This window comes from Actinomyces sp. oral taxon 897 (genome assembly GCF_002999235.1).
In the GTDB taxonomy this organism is placed as follows: Bacteria; Actinomycetota; Actinomycetes; order Actinomycetales; family Actinomycetaceae; genus Actinomyces.
This window is the reverse complement of record NZ_CP027236.1, coordinates 2,720,106-2,742,129: the sequence shown is the minus strand read 5'-3', so window position 1 is coordinate 2,742,129 and position 22,024 is coordinate 2,720,106. Positions and strand designations below refer to the sequence as shown.

General features: G+C 69.2%; 16 protein-coding genes. 3 read left to right on the top strand and 13 right to left on the bottom strand.

Annotation, left to right across the window (positions count from 1 at the left end; all coding sequences use genetic code 11):
* Positions 1–31 precede the first annotated feature (31 nt).
* From C3V41_RS10805 to C3V41_RS10775, 7 genes are all read right to left on the bottom strand, one after another.
* Positions 32–250 (bottom strand): DUF6966 domain-containing protein, encoded by a 219-nt coding sequence (locus tag C3V41_RS10805; RefSeq protein ID WP_129591592.1) that lies wholly within the window; start codon positions 248–250, stop codon positions 32–34.
* Between the two features lie 61 nt (positions 251–311).
* Complete coding sequence (locus C3V41_RS10800; RefSeq protein ID WP_129591591.1) at positions 312–1,178, bottom strand: hypothetical protein; 867 nt, start codon at positions 1,176–1,178, stop codon at positions 312–314.
* A gap of 128 nt (positions 1,179–1,306) precedes the next feature.
* A complete protein-coding gene (locus C3V41_RS10795; protein WP_165271641.1) occupies positions 1,307–2,104 on the bottom strand; it encodes a pentapeptide repeat-containing protein in 798 nt (265 codons plus the stop codon).
* 1,267 nt (positions 2,105–3,371) lie between these two features.
* Positions 3,372–3,710 (bottom strand): hypothetical protein, encoded by a 339-nt coding sequence (locus C3V41_RS10790; protein ID WP_106110260.1) that lies wholly within the window; start codon positions 3,708–3,710, stop codon positions 3,372–3,374.
* Between the two features lie 37 nt (positions 3,711–3,747).
* Positions 3,748–4,308 carry a pentapeptide repeat-containing protein gene (locus C3V41_RS14000; protein ID WP_299050197.1) on the bottom strand — a complete coding sequence of 187 codons (561 nt, stop codon included), beginning with the start codon at positions 4,306–4,308 and terminating at the stop codon, positions 3,748–3,750.
* Between the two features lie 285 nt (positions 4,309–4,593).
* Positions 4,594–6,171, bottom strand: coding sequence for a polymorphic toxin-type HINT domain-containing protein (locus C3V41_RS10780; protein ID WP_106110258.1), 1,578 nt, complete (start codon positions 6,169–6,171; stop codon positions 4,594–4,596).
* 5 nt (positions 6,172–6,176) lie between these two features.
* Positions 6,177–9,335, bottom strand: coding sequence for an RHS repeat protein (locus C3V41_RS10775; RefSeq protein WP_106110257.1), 3,159 nt, complete (start codon positions 9,333–9,335; stop codon positions 6,177–6,179).
* Between the two features lie 166 nt (positions 9,336–9,501).
* On the opposite strand from C3V41_RS10775, the gene C3V41_RS13215 reads away from it, so the two are divergent.
* From C3V41_RS13215 to C3V41_RS14285, 3 genes are read left to right on the top strand one after another with little or no spacing between them, the layout of a single operon-like run.
* Complete coding sequence (locus tag C3V41_RS13215; RefSeq protein ID WP_165271639.1) at positions 9,502–12,426, top strand: hypothetical protein; 2,925 nt, start codon at positions 9,502–9,504, stop codon at positions 12,424–12,426.
* The gene (locus C3V41_RS10765; protein ID WP_129591589.1) at positions 12,423–13,928 is read left to right on the top strand and encodes an ABC transporter substrate-binding protein; all 1,506 of its coding nucleotides are present in this window, start codon (positions 12,423–12,425) and stop codon (positions 13,926–13,928) included. The genes C3V41_RS13215 and C3V41_RS10765 overlap by 4 nt, the downstream gene beginning before the upstream one ends.
* Positions 13,929–13,975: 47 nt before the next feature.
* The gene (locus C3V41_RS14285; RefSeq protein ID WP_217350937.1) at positions 13,976–18,367 is read left to right on the top strand and encodes an FtsK/SpoIIIE domain-containing protein; all 4,392 of its coding nucleotides are present in this window, start codon (positions 13,976–13,978) and stop codon (positions 18,365–18,367) included.
* A 159-nt stretch (positions 18,368–18,526) separates the two neighbouring features.
* Here the strand turns inward: C3V41_RS14285 and C3V41_RS10755 are convergent, their stop codons facing one another.
* The 6 genes from C3V41_RS10755 to C3V41_RS10730 form a co-directional block, all read right to left on the bottom strand.
* Positions 18,527–19,219, bottom strand: coding sequence for a hypothetical protein (locus C3V41_RS10755; RefSeq protein WP_129591588.1), 693 nt, complete (start codon positions 19,217–19,219; stop codon positions 18,527–18,529).
* A gap of 55 nt (positions 19,220–19,274) precedes the next feature.
* Positions 19,275–19,625, bottom strand: coding sequence for a DUF6881 domain-containing protein (locus tag C3V41_RS10750; RefSeq protein WP_106110254.1), 351 nt, complete (start codon positions 19,623–19,625; stop codon positions 19,275–19,277).
* Positions 19,622–19,939, bottom strand: a complete 318-nt coding sequence (locus C3V41_RS10745) for a hypothetical protein (protein WP_129591587.1) — start codon at positions 19,937–19,939, stop codon at positions 19,622–19,624. The genes C3V41_RS10750 and C3V41_RS10745 overlap by 4 nt, the downstream gene beginning before the upstream one ends.
* Positions 19,940–20,004: 65 nt before the next feature.
* The gene (locus C3V41_RS10740) at positions 20,005–20,631 is read right to left on the bottom strand and encodes a hypothetical protein (protein ID WP_129591586.1); all 627 of its coding nucleotides are present in this window, start codon (positions 20,629–20,631) and stop codon (positions 20,005–20,007) included.
* Positions 20,632–20,754: 123 nt separating this feature from the next.
* Complete coding sequence (locus C3V41_RS10735) at positions 20,755–21,375, bottom strand: hypothetical protein (RefSeq protein WP_106110251.1); 621 nt, start codon at positions 21,373–21,375, stop codon at positions 20,755–20,757.
* Positions 21,376–21,481: 106 nt separating this feature from the next.
* Positions 21,482–21,991, bottom strand: a complete 510-nt coding sequence (locus C3V41_RS10730) for a hypothetical protein (protein ID WP_129591585.1) — start codon at positions 21,989–21,991, stop codon at positions 21,482–21,484.
* Positions 21,992–22,024: the final 33 nt, after the last annotated feature.

Here is a 22,024-nt window from a genome sequence, read left to right as displayed (position 1 = left end):
GGAGCGCGCAAATAACACGCACCTGAATCCGCTACCGTGTCGTTGCGAGCTTGCTGGCAGCCTCGTACAGGGCATTCCTCAGGGAGTTCAGCCTGCGGTTGCTGCCTGACGGCGTCCGCACACCGTCCTGCAGGACGAGGTCATTGAAGCTCCCCATGCCTCCGTACATCCTCAGTATGTCAATCGCCACGTCCCTGCGCTCGGCCTCGCCAGGGGCCTTGACGAACTGGAGCCTACGGATCTCCAGCACGCGCGCATAGTATGTCTCGCCCTCTTGCGACAGGAGTTCTACAAGCCTTGACAGGATCTCGTCAACAGCCCGCATTTTGATCCCCTGCCCTCCCGCTGCGACGCAGCATCTTCACTCTCCGCCTCAATCCCGTAACTATAGCACTACATTTACTCATGACGTCTGGCGGGTTCTTTTGTAGGAGGGTGGTGGTGTCAATGTTGAGCGTGTGGCCTGCCTGTTGGATGTTGGCGAGGTTGGTGGGGGTGAGGTGCGTGCCCGTCTCGCACACCTGGGTGCAGAGCACTCTCAGGGCGAGGGCCCACTCGCCCATTGAGATGAGGTCCAGGACCCCGGCGAAGTCGAATACGGGCAGGTCGGGGTTGTCGACGACCCTGAGGAGCTGGTTACGTAGTCGCGTGCCGGTCGGGGAGGTGTCGACGACCACCTGGTTGCGGCTGACGACCCGGCCTGTGGCCAGCTCCGCCACGACGCACACCCCGGGCGGGTAGGCGCTGACCCAGCACAGCACGGGCGTGCCGTTCCTGGCACAGGGCCTGCCGAGGGTGCCGGTGAGCAGGTAGCGGGAGGCCCGCGGGTCCTCCAGCATCCCGGACACGTAGGCGTCGACCTCCTCCTGCGACCAGTCCAGGGGGAGTCTCTCGTTACGACAGGCCAGCGGGTCCCACCACCCCTCCCCACGCGGCTCCCCCGAGGCCTCCCTCTCGTCCCAGCGCCTGAGGTATTTCTCGGTGTCGACGCCCAGCTCCCGGGCCAGGCCCAGCAGCCTGCCCAGCAGGGGCTCGTCCGGCCTCCACCCCGTGCACCGCAGGAACTGGTCCACCGCCAGCTCGAGCTCCCCCGGCCCCACGAGCTCCAGCACGCTGGCCACACCCCGGGGCGACAGCCCCTCAGCAGCCACCACGCACTCAATCACGTCAGACCTCACAGCAGACCAGTCACGACGAACACGCGCCACCACGAGCAAGACCTCCTAGAAACATACCCGGAGTCAACTCCACCCAGCGAGCCCCAATGACGTCCTCACCGTCGTCAATAAATCGAAGACGAGGGCGCTTACGCCTGCTCGAGGACCTTCTTAAGGTGCTGCCAGAGGCTAATGTCTGTGAACTCGTACGGACGACTGTCGAAGAACTGGTCGAACTGATATGTCTGTATCTCTCTCTCAATTGCGTCCAGGATACGCTCACCGACCCTGCACTCGACGAGCCCGGCCCATGACTTCACCACTTCCCGACCATGCTCAAGGGCAGTAGGCGCATGACGCACACGGGCGTAGTAGTCGGCCTCCGGCAGCCTCTGCGCGTCCAGATCGACGCCGTAACGGAAGGAGCAGGAGACCAGGTCGGCAGTGGAGAAGTCGTTGCCCCTGAACTCGTTGACGGCAGGCAGGGTCGAGCCGTTCTTGAGGTCGCTCCTCAGTGGGGACCCCCAGAACACGCAGTCCTTGAGCACTGCCCCGGAGAAATCGCAGTCCACCAGGCTCATTGTGCTCGAGTTAATTCCCTTAATGTGCGCACCCCGAAATGAGCAGCCCACGAAGTGGGCCCTTCCCGATGCCATCATCGCGCCCCTCAGGCCGTTAAAGTTACAGCCTCGGTACTCGGAGAAGGACGCGCCTCCGCCTATGCCGAACAGGCCGATCCGAGAGCCACTGAAGTCACAGCCCTCGAAGACGCTTTTCCACACGCTGAACTTGTCCAGATCCAGCCGGGACCAGTCAGCGCCAACCGCCTTTACCCTGCCAGCGGAGCCAAGGATCTCTCGATCCATGTCCGGGAAGTTGTTCTCCCTCACCCTCAGGCCCCTGATCGCCGCCATCTCCTTGACGCTCTTCAGCCCGGTCCCTTCCATGACCAATCCTCCCTGTGTCGTCCTTCTTCCGAACCTGACATCATTATTATACATTCTGTTTGGGCGTGCCGCACGTCCAGGAGCCACCTTACTGAGTCGTCCGTGGCACCTCCTACGCTTCTCGGGTCTCCCACGAACCCAGGTACGCCCCTAAGCGGGTGAGCATGGTGAAGGCCGTCGCGCACGTGAAGTGTGGTAGGCGTTCAAGAGGAAGTTGGCTGACACGTTCCGCCAGCCTTTCCCGCACCTGCGGGCTGAGTAGTCCTGCCACAAATGCTGAACCAGCAGATGAAAGAGCCACTCACATCGCCCGTCTAAGCGGCTCTAGGTACTGGGTGACCGCCGTCGGCATAATGTGAGCCCGGCTCGCAGGTCCTCGCGCCTTGATCGACCCGAGTAGCTCTCCTGTAGAGTACGCCATGACCTCGCCCCCATTAATATCTCATGGAACACCGTTAAAACTCTTAAAGAGCTTCTTAACGAGCCCACCATCGTCGCCTAGGAACCTCTCGAGCGAACTCTTTCCCCGATCGTTGCCCGGTCTAGCAATCATTAAAGTAGCATAAAATATGTTTCATAGTCTTTGAATCGAGTACAGATGCAAGCGTCTGGAGGACGTCGGCGGTAGTGGTCACATAATAACCGTGGTGCCCGACGGCGTACAGAGGTTGTGGTCTGGCTGTCCCCCTCCACCGCCCTCCCACCGCAAGCCCGACGACGCACAGGCGACAGACAGATCCGTCCTCTGACCTGCGGTTACCGCTCAGGCTAGGGCTACCAGAGTGCCACCCATCCGGGACGCCCCTTCCTTACCTCAGGCACACCGGCTTCTCGAGGTGCCGCCTCCCTAAAGGTAGTGGTCTGGCACCCAGGTCGGCCGTACCGGCGCCGTCAGGGATGCTGCCTTCCCAAAGACAGTGGGCCTGACGGATCGTGAGGTACGGCAGACCGCTTCCGACCTCCATGATTAGGCTCTCCTCCATTCGGGGCCAATATCATTCCAGTTTTCAGAGATCTTGACGGAGTCCTCGGGCGTGAGGAAGAAGTGCTCGGTAGTGGACACAGCACGCCCCAGGATCCTGCTGACGCCCTGAATATCAGCATAACAAGTAGGGAAGCCCTCCCCGGACACGAGGACAGGGCAATCGACAGTACGAGTGAGCAGACTGTACAGGAAGCTGGTGACACTCATCTCGTGGAAGGACCACTCGGTGCACTTACTGTCTACATAGACTACACGCTCCGGAAGGTCCCCCGTGGGAGCCAACTACAAGCAGCAGTCGCCGTTATCGGTGCCTCCCCACACCGCCCAGGCTTCTACGGAGCGAATGGCCTTAAGGAGCGGAATGACTGAGTCATCGTAAGAGGCAACCTGCTCCAGGATTTCCAAGAATAGGTGCGTCTCCACCGTAGAACTGAGGTTTGGGTTTTCGTCTGTCCTGCCCAGGACAGACAGGAAGATATCGAAGGAGCCTTGCCCGTAGACGCTATAGAGATGAATAAGATCCTGCGGCCAGGTGACAATGTCCTCGGATTCTGCCGTACTAATATGAGAGTGCGGTGGCGGTGGAGCAATCTGAATCAGGAGGTCTGTCTTGTCTTCCATGCCGTAATCCTCCAGGGGGCTAAGGTACGAGGGCTGTCTAGGCCTGCTCGAGGACCTGCTTGAGCTGCTGCCAGCGATCAGGGTCAGTGAACTTGCACCTACGAACATCAAGAAACTGGTCCAGCTGATCTACTTCAATATCTCGCGCAATTGCATTTAAAGCACGCCGCCCAGATTCCTGGTCGTCGAGTCCGTTCCAGGATGCCACCAGCTCCCGGCCGCGCTCAAGAGCGGCCGGCGCGTGACGGACACGGGCGTAGTAGTCGGCCTCGGGGAGCTTCTGCGCGTCCAGGTCCACACCACGACGGAACGAGCACGACACCAGGTCGGCACCGGAGAAGTCATTACCCTTGAACTCATTGGCAACAGGCAGACTCGGGTCCCTCTCCAGGTCCATGACCAGCGGCGCACCCCAGAACACACAGCTCCTGACCACCGCCCCGGTAAAGTCACAGTCTACCATGCTCATACTATCCGCATTGAAACCCCTGAGACGCGCCCCACGGAACGAGCACCCCACGAAACGACCCCTCCCCGAAGCCACATTCGCCCCCCGCAGCCCACTGAAGTCACAACCCCGGTACTCAGAGAACACCATCCCCTCCCCCATGTGGAACACCTTGACCTGGGAGTCACTGAAGTCACACCCCTCGAACACGCAGTCCCACACACCAAAGTTGTCCAGATCCAGCCGAGACCAGTCAGCACCACACACCCTTAGCTTAGCCGCAAACCCATGAGGCTTCCGATTCGGACCAAAACCATTCTCACTCACCCTCAATCCCTCAAGAAGCGCCATCTCCTCAGCACTCCTCCGCCTCACACCCCTCATACCAAGACCTCCTAAAGACATATTCTCGCGAACTACTATCCGCCACTATCGCTACGTACCAGGTCGAGGCAGTTCGTACGTCGCGTACTGCGCTGTCTCGTATTCTCCACCTCGCGCGATATGCTTTTCTACCTGCCCCGAGGTAGTCAACTCGATCCTGGTCACGACCTTGGTGTCCGGATCTACGTGCTTAAAGTCAACACCATTACTGGGATTGTACTCAAACTCCCCAGGATAACGATTCTGGAGAACCTTGTTAGTTCGATTATGTACAGCATGACCGGTAAAGACGTCCTCAAGCCATGACTTCTTTTTAGCAGCCTCTTGCTGGTCTACCGTGAGCGTCGATAGCAGCGCCTTGCGCCCCCTCTTGGCCTCCTCCTGAGCGATTTCCTCAATCTCCTTCCTTGGATCCGTGCACTTGTTGTGGACGGCGACGGGAATGCCGCTGGTGGTGACCACATAGTAGCTGTGGAGCCCGGCGACGTGCAGGTTGTGGACGGTGGCCTCCTGCCCGGTGGGGACCACTGAGACCACGGTTACCGTGGCGCCGTCCGAGGCGGCCACGTCCGGGGCGCCGTCCGAGGCAGCCGCCCCCGGAGTGCCACGCTCCTCAGGGGTACCGCCTGCACCCGAAGTGGCCTGGTGGAGCCGGTCCCCCGGGCGCAGGTCCCGGGCCGCCACCCAGCCCCCGTCCTCCACCAGGAAGGGGTGGGTGGCGGTGGTGGTGACGCTGCCGCCGTCGCTGGTGGAGACCCGCCAGGTCCCCACCTCCTCGTGGACCAGGGCCTCCACCACCACGCGGGGCTCCTCGGAGCCGGTCGCCGGGTTGTGGGCCAGCACCTCCTCACCGACGGTCACCTGCTCAATGGGCTTGCGGCTGCCGTCCGCCATCACCACGGGCGTGCCGGCGACAAAGCAGCCAATGTCGCTGGTGCCCGTCACCTTGGCCAGGGCCCCGCCGGCACCGCCGGAGATGGTTCCCTCCAGCAGGCCCTCACCGGTGCTCGAGGCCAGGCCACCCAGCGTGTGCGGCCCCGGTCCCGTCAGGTAGTTCAACGCGTTGGACACGCCGTTGTCGGCAGCCTCCTCGGCGGCACCCACCAGGATATTGCGTCCCATGCAGGACATGGAGGTGCGCGCCGTCGCCCGGGTCAGTCCCGCCGCCGCTCCCCCGCCCGCGGCCCCGCTGGCACCGCCGATGGCGGTGTCCAGGGCCACCTGGCGCCAGTCAATGTGGCCCGTGGTGATGTACTGGGAGCCTGCTGAGAACACCCCTGAGCTGGCGGCGCCCACCAGGATGCTGGCCCCGACCCCGGCGCCCACCCCGGTGGCCACCATCGCCACGCCCGCGACCACCACCGCGGCGGCGGCAACGTACTGCCAGTTGTCCGCCACCCAGGACGTCGCCGCGTCCCAGGCGCTGGCCAGCATCCCCGAGTGCGCCTGGTTGTAGGCCCGCAGCTGCTCGTCGGACACCGGTGCCATCCCCGTGGGGTCGGCGAGGTTGACCGGGTCGTTACCGGCGAAGGAGTAGGGGTTCGGCCCCCAGGCCGCCCCGGGCGGGGCCAGGAGCGGGTCCGTGGTGAGGAAGGAGCGGGTCGCCGTGTCGTAGACACGCGCGTCCATGAGGCTCAGGCCGTCCAGGCCCAGGGCGCCGCTGGTCTCCAGGACCAGGTCCTCCCCCAGGGAGGCGGCCCCGACCTGGGCCCAGGGGTCACCAATCTGAGCGGCCCGGCCCCCGGCCCCTGACAGCCCGCCCCCTGACAGCCCGCCCCCTGACGGCCCGGGTCCGGCGCCATCCCCTCCGCGCCAGTCCCTGTGCCAGCCCCCTCCGCGGGCACGTCCCACGCCGACCAGGTGGGCCACGCCCGCGCCCCGGCACCGGCGGGCCCGCTGGTCATGCTCACCCCGGAGGTGGTGTCCAGGCTCAGGGCGCCCACCATGACCGGCGCGGTGGCCCCGCTGGCGGCGTCCCAGGTCAGGGGCACCTCACCCACGCTCGTCACGGTGCCGGAGGCGTCGCGCTCAATGTCCCAGGCCCGCTCGGCCCGCCGTCGGTCCCCCTCACGGTGCACGCGCACCACGCGGGTCAGCTCGCCGTCGGTGTTCCACGAGTAGCGGCGCTCACCGGCGGGCCCCTCCTCCCGGGTGCGACGCCCCAGGAGGTCGTAGGTGTAGCGAGTGGTGCCCAGGGCGTCCGTCCTGGTCACCAGCTGGTCAGCGGCGTCGTAGGTGTACTCCACCGTGGAGGAGCCGAGCCCGTCCGCCCCGGTGCTGGTCTCCCTCAGCAGGCGTCCGGCGGCGTCCCACGTGTAGGTGGTACCTACCCCGTCAGGTCCCACCAGGTGCGTGAGCTGGCCGGCGGCGTCGTAGCCGAAGCGCGTGGTCACCCCGTTCGTGGTCCGGGCGAGCACCCGCCCCTGGTCGTCGCGCTCGAAGACGGTGACGCTCCTGGCGCCCTCGCGCCGGGTCTCCTCCCGGGCCAGGTAGCCGTCCTCCCAGGTCCAGGAGATGTACAGGCCGGGGGCGTGCGCGCTCACCGGTCGGCCGATGAGGTCCCGCTCCACGCTGACACGGCCCGCGCCGGCCCCTGCGCCGGCGTCAGTGACCAGGGCGGCGAGCCGCCACTCGGCGTCGTACTCGTAGGTGGTGCCCACGCCGTCGGGGCGGGTCATGGAGGTGCGGCGCCCAGCCTCGTCATAGGTCCAGGTGGTGCGCTCGGTCCCCACCCAGGACTCGGTCAGGAAGCCGCGGGCGTCCCACACCTGCCGCGTGGTACCGGCCGCGGGGCCGTCCTCGCCAGCACCGGGAGCAGGCCCGGAGCTCACGCTCACCTGGCGCCCGGCCACGTCGTAGAGCACGCTCCGGCGGGTCCTCCGCGAGCCGCCTGCGGTGGCCAGGACCTCGGAGACCACGCGCCCGGCCGGGTCGCGCTCCCACAGGACCGCCTCACCGGTGGGCTCCAGGCGGCGGGTGAGGCGCCCGGCGGCGTCGTAGGTCAGGCGGGTGACGCGCCCCAGCGGGTCCGTGACCGAGACGACCCGCCCCATGCCGTCGTGCTCGTAGCGGGTCACCCCGCCCGCCGGATCCACCTGGGCCACCACGCGCCCGTTGCCGTCGTACTCCAGGGTGGTCAGGCCCCCCAGGGCGTTGACGACCCCGACGAGCTGGCCCGCGGCGTCGTAGCGGAAGCGGCGCGTCCCGAACTGGGTGTCCTGGGTGCGCACCACCCGCCCCGCCCTGTCGTAGGTGAGGTGGCGCGTCCCCGCACCGGGCTCCCGCCGGCAGACGGGCCGGCCGCAGGCGTCGAACTCCGTGGTGACGCGCTCACCGGTGGGCCAGCGCTCACCGGTGGGCCAGCGCTCACCGGTGAGACGGGAGTCGGCGTCGTAGGAGACCTCGTAGCGGGCCCCCGCCGTGGAGACCGTGGTGCACCAGCGTCCCAGCTCATCGTACTCATAGCCGTAGGAGTCCCCACCCGGCAGCCTCACGCGGGTGAGGCGCCCGGCGGCGTCATAGGCGTACGACGTCGTGGCCCCGGTCACGTCAGTGGCGGTCAGGACCCGGCCGCACCGGTCGTAGGTGACGTCCTCACCCGTGCCGGCGGGGGTGCGCACCCCGACCGGCCGCCCCAGGCCGTCGTAGGTGGACTCCCAGGCCCCGAGCGGGTCGCTCAGGAGGCTCGGAGCACCGCCCTCCTCCCGGGTGACGTGACGGGTGGTGCCCACGGCGTCCGTGGTGGAGCGGATCCGCCCCTGGGAGTCGTACCGGATGCTCCACCGGCCCCCGCTCGCGTCACGCACGCTGGTCAGGCGTGAGAGCGCGTCGTGCCCCAGGTCCCAGTGGGAGCCGTCCGGGAGGGTGACGCTGGCCAGGTTCCCCAGGTCGTCCCAGGTCTGACGCAGCTCACGCCCCAGCTCGTCAACGGTGCAGGCCTCCTGGCCCGCGGAGTCGTAGGTGACCTCGGTGCGCCCGCCCAGGGGGTCCACGCGGGCGGCCAGGCGCCCTGCCGCTGTGTACTCCATGCGCCACACCCCGCCCTCGGGGTCGGTGCGGGACACGCACAGGCCGGAGTCGTCGTAACGGAAGGAGGTGGTGTGCCCCAGGGGCGTGACGGCGGAGACAATGCGCCCGGCCGCGTCCCGGACCAGGCGGTGCACCCCTCCGGCGGCGTCCGTCACGCTCGTCAGGTCGCCGTGGGCGTCATAGGCCAGGCTCACGGTGACCCCGGTGGGGTCCTCCAGCCGGGTCAGGAGGGAGCCGTCCCACCACAGGCGGGTGACCCCGCCCTCGGGGTCGGTGATGACGCTCGGGTTGCGGTCCTCGCCCTCGTACTCGTAGCGGGTGACGCTCACGGCGTCCCGGCCCCGGGCGTCCTGGGGCCCTCCCGTCCTGCCCGACCGGGCGGCGGGCGTGAGCCGGACCTGGGTGAGCCTGTCCCGCTCGTCCCACACGGACTCGGCACGCGCGCCGGTGGGGCCCTGCTCCAGGGTGAGACGACCCCGGTCGTCAAAGAGACGCGCAGTGCGGCCACCGTCGCGTTCCACCACCATGACCTGGTTGCCCCACCGGTCCCAGCCCGACCTCTGCGACCTGCCGTCGCTGTCCGTCACGCGGACCAGGCGGCCCCGGTCGTCGTGGACCCAGGTATTGGCACGGGTGCCGTCCTCGTCGGCGACCACGGTCACCCTGCCGGGCAGGTAGGTGTAGTAGGTGAGCCGCCCCCGACGCGCCGTGACCTGGTTGTGACCCGATACGCAAACACGCAGGGCGCGCCGCTGGGCGCACACCGTCTCCGCAGGTCAGAAGCCCTGTCAGCCGGGAGACGCCGTCGGCGGCCCCGGCGCCACGGCCCCACGGGACCAACCCGGTTATGTAATGACTCACACCTGTCGGGGTGGTGTGTGCCTAGGATGACCAGACCACCGACGTCACCCAGCGTCTGAAGGAGATCCCGTGATCCACGTCCACCGGCCCCGGTGGTGCAGCCGGCACCGGCTGCGCCTGGCACCCTCCCGGCTGCGTGCCCGCGCGGCGTCCGGGCTGCGCCCGCTCCTCTCCCTGCCGGGCGCCCTGACCCCCTCCCGGCTCCCGGGGACCCTGCGCACCGCGGCCCGCTGGCCCCGTCGGCACCCCGGCGTCGTCGCAACGGTCCTGGTCGGCGTCCTGGCCGTGGTCTCCTCCCTGGTCTCCGCCCCCACCCACGCCGAGGAGCTCCGCACCCTCCAGACCGTCCAGGTCCAGGTGGGCCAGGACGGCACGGTCACCTCCATCACCAGCACCACGGTCGCCAGCGACGGGAGCTCCGGCGACAGGCACTCCTACGACCCCTCCAAGGCGGCCGCCGACCTGCCCGTGCGCGTGCGCACCGCCTACCGCACCCAGGACTCCTCGGGCACCAACCTGGCGGACCTGGCCGGCTACACCGGCCGGGTCACCATTGACGTCACCGTCGAGAACCTGACCGTGAGCCCCCAGTCCCTGACCTACGACGTCGCCGGGACCGCCCGCACCCAGACCGCCCTGGTCGGCGTCCCCCTGACCCTGGTGGCCTCGACCTCGCTGGGCGCTGCACCCCAGCAGGTCATTACCGCCGCCGACGACCCGGCCCAGACCACCAACGGCGTCCTGAGCCAGGGCCCCGACGGCACCGCCCAGGTCCAGTGGGCCATGCTCATGGCCCCGCCCCGCCTGGGCGCCACCGCCTACCTGCGGCTAGTGATGGACGCCACTAACCTGACGGTCCCGGAGATCAGCATGGCCGTCTACCCCGGCCTGGTCACCGACCCCTCCGTCCAGTCCCTCCTGGACAGCGCCTTCCGCACCGACCCCGGCTCCGCCCTGGCCCAGACCAGCACCACCATCGAGGTCCTGGGCCAGGTCAACGGGGTGCTGGCGAACGCCAACGCCATTGTCACCAAGGTCCGTACCAACCTCGACACCAACGCCACCACGCTGGCCAGCACCACCGCCGCGGACCTGGCCTCCTCCAGCGCCGCCCTGACCAGCACCATGAGGTCCGTGGGCTCCACGCTGTCCTCCCTCCGCTCCTCCCTGAGCAGCTCCCTGGCGTCCACGGAGTCAACCTCCACCGCCCAGCTGCTCCAGGTGGTCAACACCGTGTCGGCGCTCATGGGCGACACCACCCAGCAGGTCCCGGCCCCCACCCTGGAGGGCACCGGGTGCCAGGCCGCCCTGCCCGGCCCCACCCCGGACGCCGGCGGTGGGGACACCGCGTCGCCGGGCGCCACCGCCACACCCGCCGCCCCGGCCTCCGCCGTCGCCTCCCGGGGCCTGTACGGCAGCCTCGCCCAGGTCTCCGCCCAGCTCCAGGCCTACGCCGGTGCCACCGACGACTGCAAGACACAGATCCAGTCCAGCCTCCTGGCCTCCATAGGCCCCGCCGAGCCGGACGCCACCACCTGTGTGGGCCAGACCTCCACCACCTGCGCCCTGTTCTCCACCCAGACGGCCCTGGCCTCCGTCGCCCAGGACCTGCGCCAGAAGGGGAGCGACGCCGCCGCCAGCCTCCAGCCCGAGGTCGCCAGCAACGTGGGCAGCGCGGCCACCACCCTGTCCACCACCGTGGACACGGTCTCCCAGGCCGCCGCGAACCTGACCACCTCCTCCACCACCTTGTCCACCGACCTGGACACCCTGTCCACCGCCGCCTCCACGCTCTCGACCCAGGTCGACACCCTGGTGTCCAAGCTCGACGCCGTCCACTCCGACGTCGCCAACGCCACCACCCACAACACCACCGCTACGGGTCAGGTGACCGCCCTGGCGGACCAGCTGTGCCACGCGCAGGTCCCCGGCGCCACCGAGGCGGCCAACCTGGAGCACGCCAACACCATGCGCGCCTACCTCACCAGCACCCCCTGCCCCGGCTCGGCGCAGGCCAGCCTGCCCCTGCCGGCAGACGCCACCGCTACCCTGAGCGACACCCTCACCAGCCAGGCCACGACCCTGGCCGACGCCTCGACCCTGTCGGACACCAAGACCGAGGGCGCCGCCACCGCCACGGCCGTCACCAGCCTGCGCACCGCCGTGACCGACGTGACGAACGCCGTCAGCCAGGCCAAGAAGGCCCTGTCGGGGGACCCGGACGACCCCGACGCCGTGAGCCTGACGACGGCGCTGAGCACCTTGAGCACCAGCGTCAGCCAGCTCACGACCGACCGCACCACCCTGACCAGCGCCGTCAGCGCCCTCAAGACCCAGCAGGACACCCTGTCCACCACCGTGACCACCGCCTTCGACTCCGCCGCCGCCAGCGCCGACGCCGCCCGCACCACCGTGGGCACCCAGGTCCGCCTGGTGTCCGCCCAGGCCCAGCTGGACACGGCGACCCTGGGCAGCATGTTCGAGCGGTCCACGAGCGCCCTGGGCGGGCAGGCCAAGGCGATCACGGACACCGGCGCCCAGGTGGTCACCGGCCAGAACGCCCAGGTACAGACGGCCGCCGCACAGGCCGCCGCCCACGTGCACGACCAGGCCCAGGCGAGCCTGAGCACCATGTCCGACGCCATGACCTCCTCGGTCACCGACATTGAGGCGGCCCGCACCCTGCTGAGCGCGGACCTCACCACGGTCCTGACCGACCTGGGCAGCAAGGACGGCAACGGGACCGGCCTCATCGGGCTCATGTCCTCCTCCTCCGCCCTGGTGGGCAGCGCCAACTACCAGGTGGCCCTCGCCGCGCAGGCCAGCTCCGCCCACGCCGCCGTCAGGGGGCAGGACCTGGCGGCCGCCCTGCTGACGCAGGCACAGGTCAAGGCCAGCCTGATCGCCCAGGCCCGGATGAGCCCCTTCCACATTGAGGACCCCACCGGCCGGGTCACGACCCTGTACAGCATCCGCATCGGAGACCACCAGTGAGTATCCAGGACGCCGTCCTCCGGGCACTGCCCGGGCTTCCCGGCGCGGGCCGTCGTCAGCACCGGGTTGCCCGGGACCGCGTACGTCAGCTCGGGCTTCACGGCACGGGCCACCAGCTTCCTGGCACGAGCCACGAGCTTCCCGCAGCCCGCCCGGCGGGCACCCGCCGCGTCAGGACGGTGCTGGTAGGCGCCCTGACCCCCGCCCTCCTAGTGGTCGCGGGCTGCTCCGCCGGCCCCGCGAGCAGCCCCACGCCAGCCGCCCCGGGGTCTGCCGTCGCCTCCGCCTCCCCCGTCCCGGGCGCCACGTCCGGGGTGGGAACGCCGGCCGCCCCCACCCCGGTGGAGCTGGTCGCCGACGGCGCCCCGGCGACCATCACCCTGGGGGTCGTGGTCAGCCCCGGCGCCCCGGAGGCGGAGGGCTCCACCTGGGTGGGCCCGGCCCAGGGCGCCGCCGTGGCCGCCTACCGCTACCGGCTCGGCGGGACCACCGTGACCCTGGTGACCGCCGACGACCACGGTACCGCGGAGGGCGCGCAGGCCGCCGTCGAGCAGCTCGCGGCGCAGTCCGTCTCCGGCATTGTCCTGGCCACCGGCGGCAGCCACGTCCAGGCCGCCCTGAGCGCCGCGGCCAGCCACTCGGTCCCCGTGCTCATGCCCTACGAGACCTCCAACGAGCTGGTCGCCGGCGGCAGCGGGGCCTGGCTGACCGGCCTGACCCGCAACCGGACGGCGATCGCCCTGGCCAAGGCCCTCAAGGACGTCGGCTCCGCCGCGCCCCTGCTCATTGACGCCGGTGGCGCCAACCCCACCGAGGTGGCACCGGCGCAGGTGCTGACCTACACCGACGGGCAGGACACCGCCGAGCTGGTCGCAGCGGTCACCGCGGCGGCCAGCAGCCAGGCCGTTGACGCCGTGCTCGTCTCCGGTCCCGCCCACGCCCAGGCCACCGTGGTCCACGCCCTCCAGGGCACCGGGACCACGCTCCCGATCGTGCTGACCCCCGAGGCACTCAGCCCCGCCTTCCCCGCGGCCCTGGCCGAGGCGGGCGGGAGCCTGTCGACCCCGCTGACCACCGTGGGCGTCGCGGACCACGACCCCAGCGCCCTGACCCCCACTGAGGACGGCGCCGCCCTGTCCGCCTACCTCGCCGCCGTGCGCATTATGAGCGAGGACCCGGCCGCCGTGGACATCCTGGACGGGCAGCCCTTCGGCGACGCCGCGGCGGGAGGCGCGGACGTGGCCAGTCACGACGCCGTCGTGGCCCTGGTGCGGGCCGCCGCACAGGCCGGGAGCACGGACCCGGCCGCCGTGGGCAGGGCCCTGGCCACCCTCCGCCTGGACCACGGTGACGGCCTGGCCGGAGGGGACCTGGACCTGACCGGCTACGTGGCGCTGTCCACCGACGCGGTGGTCACCCTGGTCTCCACGAACCAGGACCCGGGCCTGCGCGCCACCTCAAAGGCCCACCCGCTCCTGTACTGGTTCACACCTAAAGGGTAGGGAAAGCGACCAAACAGACCGTGTACGTGAGTGTAAGGAGTCGTTGAGTGCGTCTTGTCCTGACCCTGTTCGACAACCCCCGCACCGTGGACCTGGTTGACCACACCGAGGCCGCGACGCTCGCGGACCTCCTGGACGCCGCCTACGGCCCCGTCCACGACCTGAGGGGCCCGTTGTGGGTGGACGACGCCTCCTACGAGCTGGACGCGCCCCTGGAGTCCCTGACCCTCATGGAGGGCAGCACCATCGGCTCTAAGCGACCGCAGGCGCTGGAGCTCCTGGAGGGCTGGACCCTGACCGTCCTGGGCGGCACTGGCACGCAGGGCCACTGCGCGCCCGCCCCGGGGGAGCCGGTCAGCATCGGCCGCTCCCCCCGGGCGGACCTGACGACGGACTCACCCAGCGCCTCCTGGCTCCACGCCACCGCCACCCTGGAGGAGGAGGGCCTGCGTCTTGAGGACCGGGACTCCACCAACGGGTCCACGGTGGACGGCACGCCCCTGGACGCCGAGGGGACCGTGCTGAGCGACGACGCCGTCGTGCGCGTGGGCGGGTGCACGGTGGCGGTGCGCAAGGACGTGGCAGAACCGGCCGCGCCTCGCCCGGGCAGCCTCCACAACGTCACCGCCGCCGGCACCGTCCCCTTCAACCGCCCACCCCGCCCCGGGCGTCCGGCCCCGCCCCGCCCCCTGGCCCTCCCCCAGCGCAAGAGCATCCCGCCGGCCACCAAGTTCTCCCTCATCACGGTCCTGGCGCCCCTGGCCCTGGCACTGGTCATGATCATTATGATGCGCGACCTGCGCTACGCCCTGGTCTCCCTCATGAGCCCCCTGCTGGCCGTGGGGACCTGGGCGGAGCAGCGCCGTCGCCGCGCCCAGGAGGTCAAGGAGGCCGACGCCGCCTTCGCCACGGGCCTGGAGACCCTCACCAAGGACCTCCTGGGGGCCGCCAGGGCCCGTCGCCTGGTCATGCGGGCCGACACCCCCGACGTCCAGCTCATGCGCCGCCGTGCGCTGGTGCCGACCACCACCCTGTGGCAGCGGCGTGCCGAGGATCCCGACGTGCTCCTGCTGACCGCGGGCACGGCCGACGTCCACTGGGTCCCGGAGGTGGACGCCCGCCCCGGCCAGCGTCAGGAGGACGAGGTGTCCGCGCTGCTGGCGCGCGCCTCGGTGCCCGGCGCCCCCGCCCAGGTGGACCTCACGGGGGCCGGCGTGGTGGGGATCGTGGGGGACCGGGCCGGGGCGGTCGCCCTGGCCCGCAGCCTCCTTGTCCAGGCGGCCACCCACTGCGGTCCCGCCGACCTGACCGTGGGCGTCTTCCACGACCCCGGTCGGGCCCAGGAGTGGGAGTGGGCCTCCTGGCTGCCCCACACCCGCCGCCTGGGCCCCGAGGCCGGTCGCTGGCTGGGAGGGCAGCGGACCGTCAGCGACTCCCTCCTGGGTCGGCTGCGCGACGGCGTGGAGTCCCTGCCCACGCCCCACGTGCTCCTGCTGCTGGACTCCGACGTGCTCACCGAGGGCCGGGACTCCCCCGCCCGCGCCCTGCTGGGCCGGGGGCGCGCGGCCAGCCCCTCACGTGACCACGTGCCGCGGCGGGTCAGCGGCATCGTGGTCGCGGCCGTGCGCGAGCACCTGCCCGCCGCCTGCACCACCGTCATCGAGGTCGGCGAGGACTCCACCGGGGTCCTGGAGCACCCCCAGAGGCGTGAGCGAGTGGAGGACGTGGCCCTGTGCGGGGCCAGCGTGGCGGAGGCGGAGCAGGCCGCCCGCGCCCTGGCCCGCCTGGAGGATCCTGAGCTGGAGGTCCCCGGCGCCTCCCTGCCCGGCCTGGTCCGGCTCGGCCCCCTCCTGGGGCTGGAGGAGGTCACCGCCTCCCAGGTGCGGCGCCTGTGGGGCAGCCCGGGGGTCTCCACCCCCATCGGCGTGGGGGAGCGGGGTGTCATGGAGCTCGACGTCGTACGTGACGGCCCCCACGGCCTGGTGGGCGGGACCACGGGGTCGGGCAAGAGCGAGTTCCTCCGCTCCCTGGTGGCCGGGCTGGCCGCACGCAACGACCCCACGCGCCTGACCTTCATCCTCATTGACTTCAAGGGCGGGGCGGCGTTCAAGACCTGTGAGCGCCTGCCCCACACGATCGGCACCATCTCCAACCTCGACGCCCAGATGGCCGACCGGGCCCTGCGCGCCCTGGAGGCCGAGATGACCTACCGCCAGCGGCTCTTCGCGTCCGCGGGCGACGGCGTGGACAACCTGGACGCCTACCTGGCCACCAGCCCCTCCGAGCCCGTGCCGCGCCTGCTGCTGGTGGTTGACGAGTTCGCGATGCTCGCCAAGGAGTACCCTGACGTGCTCTCCTCCCTGGTGAGCGTGGCCGCCGTGGGACGCACCCTGGGGGTCCACATGGTGCTGGCCACCCAGCGGCCCGCGGGCGTGGTCAACGACGACATCCTGGCCAACACGAACCTGCGGGTGGCCCTGCGCGTCCAGAGCCGTGAGGACTCCTCCAACGTCATTGACGTGCCCGACGCCGCCGCGATCGGACGCCACCAGAAGGGGCGGGCCCTGATCAAGCTCGGCCAGGACGACATCACCCCCGTCCAGACGGCCCTGGTCACCGGCGCCCTCCAGGAGGACGACCGGGCCCCGGTCACCCTGCGGGACGAGGACGGGCGGGTACTGGTCGCCGCGCCGGGCGAGCCGAGGCCAGGCGAGCCGAGCCAGGTGCCAGGGCCGGTGGAGGTGCCGAGCCAGGCGCCGGGGCCAGGCGAGCCGAGCCAGGCGCCGGGGCCAGCGGGAGCGCCGACGCCAGGCCAGGCGCCGGGGCCGGGCGAGCCGGAGACGGACCTGGACCTGCTCATTGACGCCATTGTGGCGGCCAGCGAGCAGGCAGGGATCGCCCCGCCGCGCCCCGTGTGGCCCGAGCCGCTGGGGCCCCGGGTGGATCTAGAGGGCTTCCCGGCGTCGCCGGTGCCCGACGACCCGCGCAGGGCCGTCCCGCAGGTGGGAGGGCGTGAGGGGGACCGCATCCTGTTCGCCCTCTCCGACGACCCGGACCGCCAGCGCCAGGTGGTGGAGGGCTGGAACCTGGCTGAGGGCAACCTCCTCCTGGGTGGCGTACCCGGGTACGGGACGACGACGGCCCTGGCCTCCGTCGCCCTGGCGGCCACCACCCAGTGGGCGCCCCAGGAGATGGACCTGGTGGTGCTGGACATGGGCACCGGTGAGCTCACGGCCCTCGAGAGGCTGCCGCACACGCTCGCCTACGCGGGTACCGGCCCGGGAGGGCGGGAGCGGCAGGGACGTCTTATCAACTACCTGCGCGCTGAGCTCGAGCGCCGTCGGGCGGGGGCCGCCGGCCGCGTGACGGTCGTGCTCGTGGACGGCCTGGCGGCCCTGCGCGACGAGTACCAGGACACCGAGGGCCTGGAGCTGCTGGACAGCTTCTACCGCGTCTACGCGGACGGCCCTGACCTGGGGATCCACGTGGCCGTCAGCACCTCCCGGGTCAAGGTCATCCCCTCGGCGATCGAGGAGGTCACCACCCAGAAGTGGCTCTTCCACCTGGTGGACCGCTACGACTACGCCCAGGCCGGGCTCAAGCCCACTGAGGGCCCCCCGGAGGTGCCCGGCCGGGCGGTGGTCTCACGCACCCGGCTCCAGACGCATGTGGCCACCCCTGCCTGCACCCTGGCTGAGGCCGTGGACCTGCTGCGTGACCGCTGGGTCGGGGCGGAGCCCAAGCGGCCGGTGGTGGGGGAGCTGCCCAGTGAGGTGGCAGTGGCGGCGCTGGAGGGGTCCGGGGACGTGTCCGGTGAGCCCTGGCGCCTGCCCGTGGGGATCCTGGCCTCCGACCTGTCCACGGCGGTGCTGGAGAGCTACGAGGGCGAGCACCTCATGGTGGCCGGGCCCCCGCGCTCGGGCAAGTCCATGACGCTCCTGGCCCTGGCGGCCTCCGCCCGGCAGGCGGCGCAGGCGGCCGGAGCCGAGATCTGGGTGGGGGCGCTCGCCTCACGCCGCTCGCCCCTGGCCGCGGCCGGCCCTGAGGCGGGGCTGGACAAGGTGGTCACCGAGGTCTCGGAGCTGGCCGTCCTGAGCTCGGCCATCACGGTCCATGAGGGGCCGGCCCTGCTCCTGGTCGACGACGCCGAGCGGGTGGAGGACCCTGACGGCGTCCTCAGCGGGCTCCTGGCCTCCGGACCGTCTCACCTACGTATTGCCGCGGCAGGGCGCAATGACGACGTCCGGACCCTGTACAGCCACTGGACCAAGACCCTGCGGCGCTCCCGGTGCGGGATCCTGCTGCGTCCCAATATCGACCTCGACGGCGACCTGCTGGGGGTGAACGTGCCCCGGCGGGCCTCAGTGCCCATGACCACCGGGCGCGGCTACCTGTGCCTCAACGGGCACGCCACGCTCATGCAGACCGCGTTGCCCTGAAGCAGTCTCACCGCGACGTCGATCACCCTCTCGCGCAAGTCCTGACTCGCCATCTTAACCTCCTCGACAGAATGCCTTGCATAAATCCCTAGGTCCGTACGATCAGGGCAGGCAGGTACCACCTGACCTGGTGCACTGTGTTCTGCAAGTGGGTGTGCATCAGGTCTGTTCCTGTTCCTGCTGTTTCTCTTGTTTCTGTTGTTGTCTTGCCCAGCGGGGGAGGAGTCTGGGGTCGCCTAGTGGTATGTCTGTCCCGATGGCCATGCCTGGTGGGGGTGGGGGTGGTGGTCCTGGTGGTGGGTCGTAGTCGGTGCGGTTGGGCGGCTCGCCCCCTCTTACGAAGCAGGCGCGGTGGCTGAGTCTGAGGGTTCCGTCGGGCCACACCCCGAGGCGGCGGACCCGGATGGGCTGCCCCACACTGGGGTGGAAGTCGGTTTTGAACATCTTCCGGTCGGCCTCGATGAGGGAGCGCATGACCGTGCCGGTCTCACCCGAGGCCAGGAGGAGCACGTCAAAGCCCCGCTCGTGTACGGCGGTGATCACGCCCCACTCGGCCAGTCTCAGGCCTGAGGGCCACCCCGTCTTGCGTCTGCGGACCACCTCCTTGGGTGACCAGTCGATAGCCGCCTGCTGGGCTGTCAGGCGCAGCTCCCCGCTGGGGCGCACCTCCATACGACGCACCCGGATACGGTCCCCCACGTCCGGCCAGTACTCCTCATTAGTCCGTATAGTACTGTCGTTGACCCACGTTATCCCGACCGTACCCACCTCCCCCGAGGAGTCCAGGAACACGTCCAGCCCGTACGGCCAGTGCGCCACCACCGTCCCCCACTCCACCGGGCCCATTCTCACGCTCCCAGGCTTAACCACAGCTAATCACCTCTTCCCCGACAGATCCTACAACGGGTTATGTGCCTCCGGACCCCTGGTCCGGGTTGTGGAGGGTCTGCATGAGGTTGTTGATCGACGTCGGGGAGAGTCGCCTCGTGTTGGTGGCCTCCTGCCACACGCCCTCGAAGAGGCTGGCGCTGGTGTAGCAGGCGGTGAACTCGTCTGCCTCGTTTATGGACTGGAGTTCCGGGACTGGGGGCGAGATGTTTATCGGGTCCTCTTCCCAGAGACTCTCTGTCTCCACTCTGCCGTCGTGGAAGACATTGATAATCCGCTCCAGGTAGCGTTCACCGTCGATCTGGACGAACACGATAAAGGGGTCCTCGGGGTCGTCGCTCCTCCAGTCTGAGAGTATGTACCGACTCATTCGTGTCTCCTGTGGTGTGGTGCCGGGTGGGTTACCGGGGTGGCGTCGTAGCAGGTCACTCCCACCACGTCCAGGCCGACCAGGCGACCGAGCACCCCCTGCCAGCGCCCGGGGTCCCACAGGTCCGTGGTACCCAGCACCACCCTCCCGTCCCCGCCCAGCACCCGGACCAGGGTCTCCGGTGAGAAGTTCCAGTTCTCGCCCCCCATCCAGATAAAACAACCAGCTATACTCTCAATCCTGCTCACCCGCAGAGGCACTAAGGACTCCAACCAACGCGAGTAGGCGTTGACCCAGGCAGCGCTGCTAATCATGGCATCTTCCTAAGCGTAAGTACCATTACGGCACCCTTCTAGGGGTTCAGCAGGAAGCGTGTCTGTTAAACCTGCCGTCCCGTTCCAGGTAGATCCAGTCTTTCCTGCTCGTCGTCCTGGGCCCATTGGAGTGCCAGCTCGCTGGCCCCTTCCAGGTTGCGGTGTGAGAGCTTCTCCAGGAGGGCTCGTCTGGTGGGGGTGTCGTCCTCGACGTTGTACACGATGGTGATGAGGTGCGAGCGGATCCTGTCGTCGGTCGCCTGCTCGAGCATTTGGTAGAGGCGGGGCAGGCGGGCTCTTACGACGGCCCGGCACCTGCTGTCCAGGTCCTCGTCACTGTGCTCCTCCCCGGGCGGGGTCTCACCGCAGGTGATCTCCACCAGGGCGTCCGTGGCGTACACCGTCCCCCAGTAGGTGCACTCCCCCTTGCACACCGCGTCCACCAGCACCCGCGTCACCGGCAACGCCGCCTCCTCAAGCTGCCGGGAGTAGAACGCCGCGTACTCAAGCTGGTCAGAGGCCTTACCACCCGACCCCGCGTCCGGCCAGTACTCCTCGTTGGCGTGGAAACTGTTGTCATCGACCAGGATCCGGTCGACCACGCCCACGTCACCAGAGGCCTCCAGACGCACCTCCAGCCCGTACGGACGGTGCGCCACCACCACCCCCCACTCCACCGGACCCAGACCCATGTCCTCAACCCTACCCACAACAACTCACCCCTTCCCCAACAGAGCAAAGTTCGTAACCAGATCTTGTCCTGTCCGTACTATATTCAGGGGCCGGACGCTAAAGTACGTGCCCTGGGACACCACTTACTCCGGCGACTGATTGGTCTTGGTTATGCCGCCTAGTTTCTCGGCATGTCGTCTTCTGACGCGGTCCAGGGACATGTCAAGGAAGGTCTTGCGGTGGCTGAGTCTGAGGGTGCCGTCTGGCCAGATCCCGAGGCGGCGGACCCGGATGGGCTGCCCCGTGCGGGGGTGGAAGTCGGTGGAGAAGAACATGCGGTCGAAGTCGACCAGGGACCACATGACCGTGCCGACATCCCCCGAAGCAAGAAGGTAGACGTCGAAGCCCCGGTCGTGCAGGGCCGTGACCACGCCGTGCTCCGTTTCTCCCAGACCGGCAGGCCACTCGTACATACGCCTGCGGACCACCTCCTCGGGCTCGGACCAGCCGTTGAGCGCGGTCTGGAAGGAGACCAGGCGCAGCTCCCCACCGGGACGCGCCTCCATGCGACGTACCCGGATACGGTCCCCCACGTCCGGCAGGTACTCCGGGTTACGACGCATGTAACTGTCGTGACTCTGCATCCTGTCCAGCATGCCGACCTCGCCCGAGGCCTCCAGACGCACATTCAGGCCGCACTGGTGACACCTCACCACGACCCCCCACTCCACCGGGCCCCAGCCGGTGTCCTCAGGCCTGTCCACAGCTGACCGCCCCTTCCCCGGGTCTTGTTCCCGTCTAGAAGAGTGTATATGAGGTCCTGTCCTTGGGTGTGGGTCGGGCCTGGTGGTGGGTGTCCGAAGTCTGCTCCTAGTGCTTCTTCCTGTTCTGTTCCTGTGTTCTTCTGTCCTCTCCGTACTCCTCTACCAGGTTCCAGTGCAGTGCGTTGTCGCTCGGTCCGGGCAGGTCCTGGTGTGAGAGCCTCTCCAGGAGGGCCCGTCTGGTGGGGGTGTCGTCCTCGGCGTTGTACACGATGGTGATGAGGCGCGAGCGGATCCTGTCGTCGGTTGTCTGCTCGAGCATCTGGTAGAGGCGGGGCAGGTGGGCTCTTACGACGGCCCGGCACCTGTCGGGCAGGTCGGTGCGCCCGGCCGAGGTGTGACTACAGGTGATCTCCACCAGGGCGTCCGTGGCGTACACCGTCCCCCAGTAGGTGCACTCCCCCTTGCACACCGCGTCCACCAGCACCCGCGTCACCGGCAACGCCGCCTCCTCAAGCTGCCGGGAGTAGAAGGCCGGTCCCTCGATCTGCCAGTAGGCCTTATTAGCCGTCTTGGAGTCCGGGGCACTCAGCATCACCCCGATCGGAGCAGGATCCATACCCACCCCGTTCAGAGTACGCAGGGAACCCCA

Coding starts and splice junctions, on each gene's coding strand:
- C3V41_RS10795 (WP_165271641.1), bottom strand. CDS start 2,104: ATGGAAGGGACCGGGCTGAAGAGCGTCAAGGAGATGGCGGCGATCAGG.
- C3V41_RS10790 (WP_106110260.1), bottom strand. CDS start 3,710: ATGGAAGACAAGACAGACCTCCTGATTCAGATTGCTCCACCGCCACCG.
- C3V41_RS14000 (WP_299050197.1), bottom strand. CDS start 4,308: ATGGTGTTCTCTGAGTACCGGGGTTGTGACTTCAGTGGGCTGCGGGGG.
- C3V41_RS10780 (WP_106110258.1), bottom strand. CDS start 6,171: ATGGACGCGCGTGTCTACGACACGGCGACCCGCTCCTTCCTCACCACG.
- C3V41_RS10750 (WP_106110254.1), bottom strand. CDS start 19,625: ATGAGTCGGTACATACTCTCAGACTGGAGGAGCGACGACCCCGAGGAC.
- C3V41_RS10745 (WP_129591587.1), bottom strand. CDS start 19,939: ATGATTAGCAGCGCTGCCTGGGTCAACGCCTACTCGCGTTGGTTGGAG.
- C3V41_RS10740 (WP_129591586.1), bottom strand. CDS start 20,631: ATGGGTCTGGGTCCGGTGGAGTGGGGGGTGGTGGTGGCGCACCGTCCG.
- C3V41_RS10730 (WP_129591585.1), bottom strand. CDS start 21,991: ATGGATCCTGCTCCGATCGGGGTGATGCTGAGTGCCCCGGACTCCAAG.